A 12,303-nucleotide genomic window follows, 5' to 3' on the forward strand; every position below is an offset into this window, starting at 1 on the left:
TGGTTCGCGCTGGCCTCGCTGCTGCGCGGGCTCGCCCCGAACGCCGGGGTGCTGGTCGCGGCCCGCGGGCTCCAGGGCGTGGGCGGGGCGCTGCTGACGCCGGGCTCGCTCGCGCTGATCCAGGCCGGATTCCACGAGGACGACCGGGCCCGGGCCGTCGGCCTGTGGTCCGGCTTCGGCGGGGTCGGCGCGGCGGTCGGGCCGTTCGTCGGCGGCTGGCTGGTGGACGGGCCGGGCTGGCGGTGGGTCTTCCTGCTGAACGTGCCGCTCGCCGCCGTGTGCGTGCCGGTGGCGCTGCGGTACGTCCCGGAGTCGCGGGACGAGACCGCGCACGGCCGGTTCGACGTGCTGGGCGCGGTCCTCGGCGCGGCGGCGCTCGGCCTGGTCACGTACGCGCTGATCGCGGAGGCGTGGGGGGCCGCGGTGGCGGGCCTCGCGGCCGGGGCGGGGTTCGTGGGGGTGGAGCGGCGGCGCGCGGAGCGGGCGATGATGCCGCCGTCGATCTTCCGGTCCCGTGTCTTCTCGGCGGTGAACGGGGTGACGCTGGCCGTGTACGCGGCGTTCGGCGGGTTCTTCTTCCTGGCCGCCCTCCAGCTCCAGGTGGTCTCCGGCTACTCGGCGCTCGCCGCCGGTACGGCCCTGCTGCCGACGACCGTGCTGATGCTGCTGCTCTCCTCGCGGGCCGGGGCGCTGGGGGAGCGGATCGGGCCCCGGGTGCCGCTGACGGTGGGGCCGCTGCTGTGCGCCGCCGGGATGCTGCTGATGCTGCGGGTCGGGCCGGACGCCTCGTACGTACGGGACGTGCTGCCGGCCATGGTGGTGCTCGGCCTCGGCATGACGACGCTGGTCGCCCCGCTGACGTCGACGGTCCTCGCCTCCGTCGACGTGGGGCGGGCGGGCCTGGCCAGCGGCATCAACAACGCGGCGGCCCGGGCGGCCGGCCTCCTCGCGGTGGCCGCGCTGCCGCTGCTGGCCGGGATGGGCCCGGAGGCGTACCGCTCGGCGGCCGAGTTCGGGGCGACCTTCCGCCGCGCGATGCCGATGTGCGCGGGCCTCCTCGTGGCCGGCGCCGTCCTCGCCTGGCTGACGATGCGCCCCGCCCTACGCCCCGCCCTGCCCGCCGACTGCCACCCCGACTGCCGTGTCCACTGCGGCGTGACCTCGCCACCCCTGGACCCGGGCGCGGGGGACCGGCGGGGGTGACGCGGCCGTCCGCCGGCGCGGCCCGGTCGTCCCGGTGGCCGGGACGGGCCGCCGCCCGCCGCCGCTGAGGCAGACTGGGGGCCATGGCCATCCATGAGAACCTGCTGGGGGGACCCGCCCCCACCCATCTGCCCGACGAGCCCGCGCCGCGCGAGCTGCTCGCGAACGGGACGGCGCCGGCGGAGGTCGCCGCGCAGTACCCGACCTCCTCGCTCGCCTGGGCCCAGCTCGCCGACGACGCCTTCGGGGCGGGCCGGGTCGTCGAGTCGTACGCCTACGCCCGGACCGGTTACCACCGCGGTCTGGACGCGCTGCGCCGCAACGGCTGGAAGGGCCACGGCCCGGTGCCGTGGGAGCACGAGCCGAACCGGGGCTTCCTCCGCGCGTTGCACGCCCTGGCCCGGGCCGCCGGCGCGATCGGTGAGAAGGACGAGTACGAGCGCTGCACGGCCTTCCTGCGGGACTCCTCGGAGACGGCCGCCGAAACCCTCGGCTGACCCTCGGCGAAGCCCGCGCCCTGCCGCGCGGGCCTGGTCCGGCCTCCGTGCTCCTCCGCGCGGAACGACATCCCCCTGCCGTCCCGGCAGGGGGATGTTCGGTCGGACCCACGCCACCTCTCGAACGTGTGTCCGTATGACGAAGAAGGGATCTACATCGGGGGGTCGATCGTGTCATGATGCGCATGGGACGGCGCGCGCTGCAGCACGCCTCCCGAGGGGACCGGGGCTCCCGTGCCCCCTCCGCGCCGCACGGTGTCCGTGGCGCGCGGAGGGACCGCGCACGGTGGAGCGGACCGCTACCCGGTAGTTCGTATCGAGGAGACAGAAATGTCGACCTTCCCAGGTTCTCCCGATGCCTCCGGAGCCGGTACGGCCGCCGACGCGCCGAACCTCGACTTCGCGGGCACCACGCCGTACGAGGACTACGTCCAGGCCGACGTCCTCACCCACCTCCAGCACCTCCGCTCGGACGACCCGGGCGAGATGGTCTTCCTGGTCACCACCCAGGTCATGGAGCTGTGGTTCACGGTGATCGTCCACGAGTGGGAGACGGCGAGCCGTGCCCTGCGCGAGGACCGTCTGCCGGTCGCGATGGACGCCCTGAAGCGGTCCGTGCGCGAGCTGGAGGCCCTCAACCACTCCTGGCGGCCGCTCTCCCAGCTCACCCCGGCCCAGTTCAACTCCTACCGGGGCGCCCTCGGCGAGGGCTCCGGTTTCCAGTCGGCGATGTACCGGCGCATGGAGTTCCTGCTCGGCGAGAAGTCCGCGTCGATGCTGGTGCCGCACCGGGGCGCCCCGCGCGTCCACGCCGAGCTGGAGAAGGCCCTCCAGGAGCCGAGCCTGTACGACGAGGCCCTCGGCTTCCTCGCCCGGCGCGGCCTGCCCGTGCCCGCCGCCGTGCTCGGCCGTGACCTGTCGCAGCGGTACGAGCCCTCGGCGGAGGTCGAGGCCGTCTGGGCCACGGTCTACGGCGACCCCGAGGGCCACGGCGAGCTGGTCCGCCTCGGCGAGGCGCTCAGCGACGTCGCGGAACTGGTCTGGCGATGGCGCAACGACCACCTGGTGGCGACCCGGCGCGCGATGGGCGCCAAGACCGGCACCGGCGGTTCGGCGGGCGTCGCGTGGCTGGAGAAGCGCGCGCAGAAGAACGTGTTCCCCGAGCTCTGGACGGCCCGCAGCCATGTCTGAGTCGTACGCACAGCGCGCGAAGGCGCTCGACGCCGCCGACGGACTGGCCGCGCACCGCGCGAAGTTCACGCTCGACGAGGAGACCGTCTACCTGGACGGCAACTCGCTCGGCGCGCTCCCCGCGCACGTCCCCGCCCGCATGGCCGAGGTCATCACCCGCGAGTGGGGCGAGCTGCGCATCCGCTCCTGGGACGAGTCCGGCTGGTGGACCGCCCCCGAGCGGATCGGCGACCGGATCGCCCCGATCGTCGGCGCCGCCGCCGGGCAGATCGTCGTCGGCGACTCGACCAGCGTGAACGTCTTCAAGGCGGTCGTCGCCGGTGCCCGGCTCGCCGGGGAGGGCCGGGACGAGATCCTGGTCGACGCCACGACCTTTCCCACGGACGGGTACATCGCCGAGTCCGCCGCCCGGCTGACCGGGCACCGCGTCGTGCCCGTCGACCCGGAGGGGATCGCCGGCGCCGCCGGGGACCGCACGGCGCTCGCCCTCGTCAACCACGTCGACTACCGCACCGGCCGGCTCCGGGACCTGCCCGGGATCACCGCCGCCCTCCACGCGGCGGGCGCGCTCGCCGTCTGGGACCTGTGCCACAGCGCCGGCGCCCTGCCCGTCGGGCTCGACGCGCACGGGGTCGACCTGGCCGTCGGCTGCACCTACAAGTACCTGAACGGCGGCCCCGGCTCGCCGGCGTACCTGTACGTGGCCGAGCGCCACCAGGCCGCCTTCGACTCCCCGCTGCCCGGCTGGAACTCGCACGCCGACCCGTTCGCCATGACCCCCGGCTACCGGGCCGCCGAGGGCGCGCTCCGGGGCCGGGTCGGCACGCCCGACATCCTCTCCATGCTGGCCCTGGAGTCGGCGCTGGACGTGTGGGACGGGGTGCGGATCGAGGACGTACGGGCCAAGTCCCTCGCCCTGACGGACTTCTTCCTGGAGTGCGTGCGGGCGTACGTGCCCGGGGGCCGGGTCACCCCGGTGACACCGGAGGCGCACGCCGAGCGCGGCAGCCAGGTCGCGCTGGCCTGTCCGGACGCGCCCGCCGTGATGGCGGAGCTGATCCGGCGCGGGGTCGTCGGCGACCTGCGGCGGCCCGACGTGCTCCGCTTCGGTTTCACTCCGCTGTACGTCGGTTTCGCGGACGCGGAGCGCGCGGCGCGGATCCTCGCGGAGGTGCTGGACAAGCCGGCGGCCTGAGGGCGCGCGGTCGAATCGCCGCCTGATCCGCGGGGCCCCGGTCCTGGTACCGTCCCCGCAGGTCAGGCCAATTCGGCCCCGTACTCAGGAGGTTGGAACAGCATGCCGGACCCCGCCGCGCGCGATGCCGCCGAAGAAGCCTCGGCCTTCTCGCACCCGGCCGTCGCCCCCGACGCGTCCGCCGTGTACGGCGCGCACCCGGACCAGGTCGTCGACTTCTACGCCCCGCGGGACGGGCGCGAGCGGGCCCCGCTCGTCGTGGTCCTGCACGGCGGCGCCTGGCGGGCGCCGTACGACCGGCGGCACGTCACCCCGTTCGCGGACTTCCTGGCCCGGCGCGGCTTCGCCGTGGCCAACGTCGAGTACCGGCGCGGCTCCCCGATCCCCCGGCAGGGCGGGGAGGCGCCGGTGGCCGGCCGCTGGCCGGAGACCTTCGACGACGTGGCCGCCGCCCTGGACGCCGTACCGGCCCTCGCCGCGGCCCACCTGCCGCAGGCCGACACGCACCGGATCGTGCTCACCGGCCACTCGGCGGGCGGCCAGCTCGCCCTGTGGGCCGCCGCCCGGCACGTCCTGCCGCCCGGTTCGCCCTGGCGGCTGCCGGAACCGGCGCCGCTGCGCGGGGTGGTGGCCCTCGCGCCGATCGCCCACTTCGGGCGCGCGGTGGAGCTGGGCGTGTGCGGGGGAGCCGTGACCCAACTCCTCGGCGGCGAGAAGGCGTACGAGGAGCGGGCCGTGTCCGCCGACCCGGCGGCGCTGCTCCCGACCGGCATCGCCACCACCGTCGTCCAGGGCCGCGAGGACCGGGACGTCCCGTACGCCGTCGCCGACGCCTTCGTCGAGGCGGCCGCCCGGGCGGGCGAGACGGTCGGCCTCACGCTCCTGGAGGACGTCGGCCACTTCCCGCTGATCGACCCGGCGGCGGACGCCTGCGCGGTCGTCGCCGAGGAGATCGCCCAGCTCGCGTTCTGAACCGCCCGAGCGGGGGCCCGGGGCCCCCGCTCCCCGTGCGGCCCGGCACGTGGGGAGGACGGCGCCCCGCCGGGTAGTCCTCAAGGGGGAGGCGGAAGGATCCGCACCGAGCGGGACGACCGCCTTCGCCCGTCCCCGTACGGTGGCCTGCGTGACCGACACACGGACCTCCGACACGAGCCGCAGCCCCGAGTACCGCCTGGCCCAGGTCGCGGTCGGCGGGCTGCGCCAGGAACTCTTCGACGACGCCTTCGCCTACCGGCCGCTGCCGCGCGTGGACACCGGGGGCGGCGGCCTCCGCTTCGTACCGAGGCGGATACGCCCGTACACCGGGTACGTCCCGCACGCCGTGGTGGGGGCGCTCGCCCTCATCGTCCTCTCCATCGGGCTGGACCGTGTGGACGGGGGGCCGGCGTCGGCCCTGTACGTCTTCGCGTCGCCGGTGATCGTCCTGATGACCCTGATCCGGCCGGTCCTCGCCTTCTGGGCGTCGCTCGCCTCCGTCCCCTTCCTCGGGGTCCTCTCCGGCTTCGAGGACGGCTGGCCGTGGGCGGCGAACGTCTTCGCGGCCCATGTCGTCGTCCTGGCCGTGACCGCCGCCCGGACCCGGCCCAGGACCGCCGGCTGGATGTGGCTGGTCACCGCCGCGTACGCCCTCCTGGCGGAGATGCTCCTGGGCGTGGGCAGGAGCTCCAACACCCTGCCGCTGCTGTTCACCTCCGCGCTCGCGCTCCTCGCCGTCACGGTCGTCCAGGTCCGCCGCCAGGCCCGCCAGGAGGTCACCGCCGAGCGGACCGTCACCGCCGAGGAGCGGTCGAAGCGGACCGTCCTGGAGGAGCGCACCACCATCGCCCGGGAGCTCCACGACGTCGTCGCCCACCACATGTCGGTGGTCGCCATCCAGGCGGAGGCCGCCCCCTACCGGGTGGAGAACCCGCCGCCGGAGCTGGAGCAGGCCTTCCGCACGATCCGGGAGAACGCGGTCGCCGCGCTCACCGAGCTGCGCCGCATCCTCGGGGTGGTCCGGGCCGAGGACTACGAGGCGCCGGACGCCCCGCAGCCCACGCTCGCGGACCTGGACGCCCTGGTGGAGAACGTGCGGGCGGCCGGGCTCGGGGTGGAGAAGACGGTGACGGGCGCGGTGCGGGAGCTGCCGCAGGGCGTGGAGCTTTCGGCGTACCGGATCGTGCAGGAGGCCCTGTCGAACGTGCTGCGGCACGCGCCCGGCGCGGTGGCGAAGGTCGAGGTGAGCCATGTGCTGGGCGGTCTGGGCCTGCGGATCGTCAACGGGCCGCCGCGCGGCACGGTGAAGCCCTCGCCGGGGGCGGGGCACGGGATCACCGGCATGCGGGAGCGTGTGACGATGCTGGGCGGGGAGATGACGGCCGAGCCGACCGCCGACGGCGGCTACGAGGTGACGGCCTTCGTCCCCGTGAGCCGTGAGGAGGCCCCGGAGTGACGGTCAAGGTGCTCATCGTGGACGACCAGATCATGGTCCGCGAGGGGTTCTCGGTCCTGCTCGGCGCGATGCCGGACATCGAGGTCGTCGGGGAGGCGGTGAACGGGCGGGAGGCCGTCGACCAGGTCGCCGCCCTCCGCCCGGACGTGGTCCTCATGGACATCCGGATGCCGGAGATGAACGGCATCGAGGCCACCCGCGAGATCGTCGCCGCCGACGCGGACGCGAAGGTCCTCGTCCTCACCACGTTCGACCTGGACGAGTACGTGTACCAGGCGCTGCGCGCCGGGGCCTCCGGGTTCCTCCTCAAGGACGCCTCCGCCCGGCAGCTCGCGGAGGGGGTGCGGGTGGTCGCGGCGGGGGAGGCGCTGCTCGCGCCGACGGTCACGAAGCGGCTGATCACCGAGTTCGCCAAGGCCCCCGAGAACCAGACCCGGCCGACGGCGTCGGCCCGGATCGGGGAGCTGACCGAGCGGGAGACGGAGGTGCTGGTGCTGATCGCCCAGGGCCTGTCGAACGCCGAGATCGCCGACCACCTGGTGGTCGCCGAGTCGACGATCAAGACCCATGTGAGCCGGGTCCTGGTGAAGCTGGGCCTCCGTGACCGGACGCAGGCGGCGGTCTTCGCGTACGAGGCACGGCTGGTACGGGTCGGGGGCTGAGCCCCGGCCGGGGCCCTGCCCCGGGGATCTCGCACCGGCCCCCGCCCGGGCCTCCGCGCCGGGGGCGCGCCCGGGGCCCGTCGTGGGTAGCGTCCGTCCATGGACGCTGCTTTCGACCCCTGGTCGCCGGAGTTCGTCGCCGATCCGTACCCCGCCTACGCCGAGCTGCGCTCCACCGGCCGCGCGCACTGGTTCGCCCCCACCCGGCAGTGGCTGATCCCGCACCACGCGGACGTGTCGGCGCTGCTGCGGGACCGGCGCCTGGGCCGTACGTACACCCACCGCTTCACCCACGAGGAGTTCGGCCGTGCGGCGCCGGACCCGGCCTACGAGCCGTTCCACACCCTCAACGACCACGGGCTGCTCGATCTGGAGGGCGCCGACCACAGCCGGGTCCGGCGGCTCGTGTCGAAGGCGTTCACCCCGGCGAGGGTGGAGCGGCTGGCGCCGGCGGTACGGCGGCTCGCGGCCGGGCTGGTCGGGGAGCTGGTCGCGCGGGGCGGGGGCGACCTGCTGGCGCTCGTCGCCGAGCCGCTGCCCGTCGCGGTGATCGCGGAGATGCTGGGCGTACCGGAGGAGGACGAGGAGCGGGCCCGGCTGCGGCCCTGGTCGGCGGCGATCTGCGGCATGTTCGAGCTGAACCCCTCCGAGGAGACGGCCCGGCGGGCGGTACGGGCCTCGATCGAGTTCTCCGACTATCTGCGGGAGCTGATCGCGCGCCGGCGCCGCGAGCCGGGCGAGGACCTGATCTCGGCGCTGGTCGGGGTCGAGGAGCTGACCGAACAGGAGATGATCTCCACCTGCGTGCTGCTCCTGAACGCGGGCCACGAGGCCACCGTGAACACGGCTGTCAACGGCTGGTGGACGCTCCTGCGCCACGGGGTGCGGCCGGATCCCGCTCCGGAAAAGTTGTCCACAGCTGTGGAAGAACTTCTGCGGTACGACACCCCGCTCCAGATGTTCGAGCGCTGGGTCCTCGACGACATCGAGATCGGCGGCGTCACCCTGCCGCGCGGCGCGGAGGTCGCCCTGCTCCTCGGCTCGGCCAACCGCGACCCGGCCCGCTTCGGCCCCACCGCCGGCGACCTGGACCTCACCCGGCCCGACAACCCGCACGTCACCTTCGGCGCGGGCGTCCACTACTGCCTCGGCGCCCCGCTCGCCCGCCTGGAACTGCACGCCCTCTTCGGAGAGGTCCTGCGGCAGGCGCCGGGGCTGCGGCTCGCGGCGGAACCGGCCTGGAAGCCGGGATACGTCATCCGGGGCTTCGGGGAACTCCTGGTGGAGGTCTGAGCGGCCGGGGCCCGCCCCTCTCAGTCCCGTGCGCCCGGCAGGCGCCCCATCCACCAGTTGCCCCGGGCCTGCGGGTCCTGGCTGGACCAGAACTCGACGACCGCGTTCGTGAACTCGTCGGGCGACAGGCTGCCGTCGCCGTCCGTGTCGAGGTGGCGGAAGGCCTCGGCGGCCTCCTCCTCGGTGAAGCGGGGGAAGTGGCCGCGCTGGAAGGCGAGGAACTCGGCGGGGCTGATCCGGCCGTCCCGGTCGGTGTCCGCGATCGACAGGTACGTCTCGGCGAGCCGGCCCAGGGTCGCCCGCGCGGCCCCGGGGTCGTCGGCGAGGGTGCGGGTCGAGGCGACGAACCGGTCCTTCCCGATCCCCGGGGCGCCGGCCGGGACGAACGGCAGGTGCACCTCCCGCCAGACGCCGGTGTAGGCGAGGACGATCCGCTCGGCCTCGGGGGAGTCCTCGGCGTGGCCGAGGGAGGCCGCCACCCGGCGGCCCATCTCCACGTGGTCCTCCTCGGTGAGGACACCGTCGCCGTTCGCGTCGAGCTGGTCGAAGCCGTGCTCGATCTTCGCCGTCAGGAAGTCCCGGTCGGTCATGGCCGCTCCTCGTGGATGTGCGCGCGGGAAGGCGGGACGCCGGTGCGCGCCCCGCCACGCGGGCCAACGAGGACCCGGCCCGGAGGAAACGCCGGCCCGCTACGTCCCCGCCTCCTCCCGGGGCAGCGTCAGGCCCCAGGCGCTCGCGCGGACCGTCCAGGTCCGGCGGCGGACGGGGCCGGTGACGTGGCCGTCGGCGCGGTAGCGGAAGTCGGGACCCGAGACGGTCAGGACCCGGGCCGTGGCCTGGTGCGGCGGGGCGACGGGCGGGTGGACGGTCACCTCCGCCGTACCGCCCACGGAGCGGACCGAGACCCCCGCCACGGGCGCGCCCACGTCCGCGAGGAGCACCCCGTCGGCCTCCACCCGCAGCCGGTGGGTGCGCGCCCCGGGCACCACGGGCGCCGGACGGACCAGCGTACGGACGAGGGAGCGGCAGGTGCCCCACACGGAAGGGGCGGCCGCGGCCGGGGCGGGCACGGCGGGCAGCCGCAGGTGACCCAGGACCACCCCGTCGCTGTCGTCGACCAGCAGGTCCAGGTGGCGTACCGAGCCGTCGAGGACGGCCCGTGCCGCCGCCACGGGCCCCGGCGGCACGCCGAGGGCGTAGGCCGTCCGGAGGGTTTCCGGCGCGCCGATCGGGACCAGGGAGAGCGCGGCCCCGGCGAGCTCGCGCTCCCGGTGCAGCAGGGTGACCGCACGCAGCAGCGCGCGGTCGTCGCCGAGGACGACGGGGCGCCGGGAACCGCGCCGCTGGAGGGCCCGGACGAATTCCTCGGGGCTGTCCGGCAGGCAGATCTTCGCTTCCGCGCCGGCGGACAGGACATCCTTCGCGATCCGTACGGACTCGCCGTCACTTCGGCGGGCGACCGGGTCGACGATGACCAGCAGCTGGTCGTGATCCGACACCTCGGTCCTTCCTCGGGTAGCATCTTTGTGCAAGAGCCCCTTGCGCTATTGCGCCAGGGGCTTCGTCTATTCCGGGGCACACCGGTGAGGCGGCGTATGCCCCTGACCTTGGACATGCCCCACCCGGAAGGGGTGTACGCCTGTGCCCGCACTTGTGCTGCTCGGTGCTCAGTGGGGTGACGAGGGCAAGGGAAAGGCCACCGACCTGCTCGGTGGATCCGTTGATTACGTGGTGCGCTACCAGGGCGGCAACAACGCCGGCCACACGGTCGTCGTCGGCGACCAGAAGTACGCGCTGCACCTTCTCCCTTCCGGAATCCTCTCGCCGGGGTGCACCCCGGTGATCGGAAACGGTGTCGTCGTCGACCCGGCGGTCCTGCTCTCCGAGCTGAGCGGACTGAACGAGCGCGGCATCGACACGTCGAAGCTGCTGATCAGCGGTAACGCTCACCTCATCACGCCGTACAACGTCACCCTCGACAAGGTGACGGAACGGTTCCTCGGCAAGCGCAAGATCGGTACCACCGGTCGCGGCATCGGCCCCACCTACGCGGACAAGATCAACCGCGTCGGCATCCGGGTCCAGGACCTCTACGACGAGTCGATCCTCACCCAGAAGGTCGAAGCGGCGCTGGAGTCGAAGAACCAGCTCCTCGCCAAGCTGTACAACCGCCGGGCCATCGACGCGGCCCAGATCGTCGAGGAGATGCTCCAGTACGCGGAGCAGATCAAGCCCTACGTGGCCGACACCACCCTGATCCTCAACAACGCGCTCGACGAGGACAAGGTCGTCCTGTTCGAGGGCGGCCAGGGCACCCTGCTCGACGTCGACCACGGCACGTACCCCTTCGTCACCTCCTCGAACCCGACCGCCGGTGGTGCCTGCACGGGTACGGGCGTCGGCCCGACGAAGATCTCCCGGGTCATCGGCATCCTCAAGGCGTACACCACGCGTGTCGGCGCCGGCCCGTTCCCGACCGAGCTGTTCGACCAGGACGGCGAGGACCTGCGCCGCATCGGCGGCGAGCGCGGTGTCACCACCGGCCGTGACCGCCGCTGCGGCTGGTTCGACGCGGTCATCGCCCGGTACGCCACCCGCGTCAACGGTCTGACCGACTTCTTCCTCACCAAGCTCGACGTGCTGACGGGCTGGGAGCAGATCCCGGTCTGCGTCGCGTACGAGATCGACGGCAAGCGCGTCGAGGAGCTGCCCTACTCGCAGACCGATTTCCACCACGCGAAGCCGGTCTACGAGATGCTCCCGGGCTGGTCCGAGGACATCACCAAGGCGAAGACCTTCTCCGACCTGCCGAAGAACGCGCAGGCGTACGTGAAGGCGCTGGAGGAGATGTCGGGCGCCCCGATCTCCGCGATCGGTGTCGGCCCCGGCCGCACCGAGACGATCGAGATCAACTCCTTCCTCTAGAAGCGCGCGGACGTACGCGCGGAAGGGCCCGCCGCCCCGGTCACCGGGGCTGCGGGCCCTTCCGCGTCCGCCCTCCGTCAGGCGTCCAGCTTCGTGTCCCGGCCGGTCTTCTCCCAGGCCGCGAGGTCCCCGCGCACCTGCTCCAGGTGGCCGAGGATCGTGTCGACGGCGTCGTCCCCCAGCGCCAGCCGCAGCGGGGTCTCCTCCGCGTCCAGGGCGGCGAGGACCGCCGCCGCGGCCTTCGCCGGGTCGCCCTCCTGCGTGCCGCCGCCGGTGAGGACGTAGTCGCGGGTCGCGCCGACCGTCCCGGCGTAGTCGGCGATGGAGTCGCCGCTGAGGCTGTGGTTGCCGAAGAGGTTCGTCCGGAAGGCGCCGGGCTCCACGATCAGCACGTCGATGCCGAGCGGCCGGACCTCGGCGGCCAGCGCCTCCGACATGCCCTCCAGGGCGAACTTCGTCGCGCTGTAGGCACCGAAGCCCGCCATCGACATCTGTCCACCGACGCTGCTGAGCTGCACGATCGCCCCCGAGCGGCGGGCCCGCATGTGCGGCAGGACGGCCCGGACGAGGGCGGCGGGCCCGAAGACGTGCACGTCGAAGAGGGACCGCAGCTCCTCGTCGGCCGTCTCCTCGACCGAGCCCACGTGCGTGCGGCCCGCGTTGTTGACGAGCACGTCGATCCGGCCGTGCCGCTCGACCAGCTCCTCCACCACCCGGTCGATCGCCGCGTGGTCGGTGACGTCCAGGGCGACCGGGTCCACCTGGTCCGGGTGGGCGGTGACCAGGTCGTCCAGGGATTCCGTGCGGCGGGCGGCGGCGACCACCACGTCGCCCGCGGCGACGGCCGCCTCGGTGAAGGCGCGCCCGAAGCCGCTGTTGGCGCCCGTGATCAGCCAGACCTTGCTC

12 protein-coding genes are annotated in these 12,303 nt (G+C 74.1%); 9 read left to right on the forward strand and 3 right to left on the reverse strand.

What is annotated here, in order from left to right; translation table 11 throughout:
* The 8 genes from RIF68_RS11920 to RIF68_RS11955 all read left to right on the forward strand — a co-directional run.
* Positions 1–1,203, forward strand: a 1,203-nt coding sequence (locus RIF68_RS11920) for an MFS transporter (protein ID WP_309051168.1), incomplete at its 5' end; no start/stop codon positions are given.
* Between the two features lie 83 nt (positions 1,204–1,286).
* Positions 1,287–1,700 carry a DUF3151 domain-containing protein gene (locus RIF68_RS11925; RefSeq protein ID WP_309051169.1) on the forward strand — a complete coding sequence of 138 codons (414 nt, stop codon included), beginning with the start codon at positions 1,287–1,289 and terminating at the stop codon, positions 1,698–1,700.
* Between the two features lie 330 nt (positions 1,701–2,030).
* Positions 2,031–2,891 carry a tryptophan 2,3-dioxygenase gene (locus RIF68_RS11930; RefSeq protein WP_309051170.1) on the forward strand — a complete coding sequence of 287 codons (861 nt, stop codon included), beginning with the start codon at positions 2,031–2,033 and terminating at the stop codon, positions 2,889–2,891.
* Positions 2,884–4,086, forward strand: coding sequence for a kynureninase (gene kynU / locus RIF68_RS11935; RefSeq protein WP_309051171.1), 1,203 nt, complete (start codon positions 2,884–2,886; stop codon positions 4,084–4,086). The genes RIF68_RS11930 and kynU overlap by 8 nt, the downstream gene beginning before the upstream one ends.
* Positions 4,087–4,188: 102 nt before the next feature.
* Positions 4,189–5,058 (forward strand): prolyl oligopeptidase family serine peptidase, encoded by an 870-nt coding sequence (locus tag RIF68_RS11940; protein ID WP_309051172.1) that lies wholly within the window; start codon positions 4,189–4,191, stop codon positions 5,056–5,058.
* A 142-nt stretch (positions 5,059–5,200) separates the two neighbouring features.
* Positions 5,201–6,517, forward strand: a complete 1,317-nt coding sequence (locus RIF68_RS11945) for a histidine kinase (RefSeq protein ID WP_309051173.1) — start codon at positions 5,201–5,203, stop codon at positions 6,515–6,517.
* Positions 6,514–7,179, forward strand: coding sequence for a response regulator transcription factor (locus tag RIF68_RS11950; RefSeq protein ID WP_309051174.1), 666 nt, complete (start codon positions 6,514–6,516; stop codon positions 7,177–7,179). The genes RIF68_RS11945 and RIF68_RS11950 overlap by 4 nt, the downstream gene beginning before the upstream one ends.
* A 99-nt stretch (positions 7,180–7,278) precedes the next feature.
* The gene (locus RIF68_RS11955) at positions 7,279–8,472 is read left to right on the forward strand and encodes a cytochrome P450 (RefSeq protein WP_309051175.1); all 1,194 of its coding nucleotides are present in this window, start codon (positions 7,279–7,281) and stop codon (positions 8,470–8,472) included.
* Between the two features lie 20 nt (positions 8,473–8,492).
* On the opposite strand, the gene RIF68_RS11960 is transcribed toward RIF68_RS11955, so the two are convergent.
* Both RIF68_RS11960 and RIF68_RS11965 read right to left on the reverse strand, forming a co-directional pair.
* Positions 8,493–9,062 carry an EF-hand domain-containing protein gene (locus RIF68_RS11960; RefSeq protein ID WP_309051176.1) on the reverse strand — a complete coding sequence of 190 codons (570 nt, stop codon included), beginning with the start codon at positions 9,060–9,062 and terminating at the stop codon, positions 8,493–8,495.
* Positions 9,063–9,161: 99 nt separating this feature from the next.
* Positions 9,162–9,971, reverse strand: coding sequence for a diacylglycerol kinase (locus RIF68_RS11965; RefSeq protein ID WP_309051177.1), 810 nt, complete (start codon positions 9,969–9,971; stop codon positions 9,162–9,164).
* Between the two features lie 142 nt (positions 9,972–10,113).
* Between RIF68_RS11965 and RIF68_RS11970 the strand changes: the two genes are divergently transcribed.
* Positions 10,114–11,397, forward strand: coding sequence for an adenylosuccinate synthase (locus RIF68_RS11970; protein WP_309051178.1), 1,284 nt, complete (start codon positions 10,114–10,116; stop codon positions 11,395–11,397).
* Between the two features lie 77 nt (positions 11,398–11,474).
* On the opposite strand, the gene RIF68_RS11975 is transcribed toward RIF68_RS11970, so the two are convergent.
* On the reverse strand, positions 11,475–12,303 hold an 829-nt coding region (locus RIF68_RS11975), incomplete at its 5' end, for an oxidoreductase (protein ID WP_309051179.1).

Origin of the sequence: Streptomyces sp., from assembly GCF_031178505.1 — a bacterium.
Taxonomy (GTDB): Bacteria; Actinomycetota; Actinomycetes; order Streptomycetales; family Streptomycetaceae; genus Streptomyces; species Streptomyces gulbargensis.

Coding starts and splice junctions, on each gene's coding strand:
- RIF68_RS11955 (WP_309051175.1), top strand. CDS start 7,279: ATGGACGCTGCTTTCGACCCCTGGTCGCCGGAGTTCGTCGCCGATCCG.
- RIF68_RS11925 (WP_309051169.1), top strand. CDS start 1,287: ATGGCCATCCATGAGAACCTGCTGGGGGGACCCGCCCCCACCCATCTG.
- kynU (WP_309051171.1), top strand. CDS start 2,884: ATGTCTGAGTCGTACGCACAGCGCGCGAAGGCGCTCGACGCCGCCGAC.
- RIF68_RS11940 (WP_309051172.1), top strand. CDS start 4,189: ATGCCGGACCCCGCCGCGCGCGATGCCGCCGAAGAAGCCTCGGCCTTC.
- RIF68_RS11960 (WP_309051176.1), bottom strand. CDS start 9,062: ATGACCGACCGGGACTTCCTGACGGCGAAGATCGAGCACGGCTTCGAC.
- RIF68_RS11930 (WP_309051170.1), top strand. CDS start 2,031: ATGTCGACCTTCCCAGGTTCTCCCGATGCCTCCGGAGCCGGTACGGCC.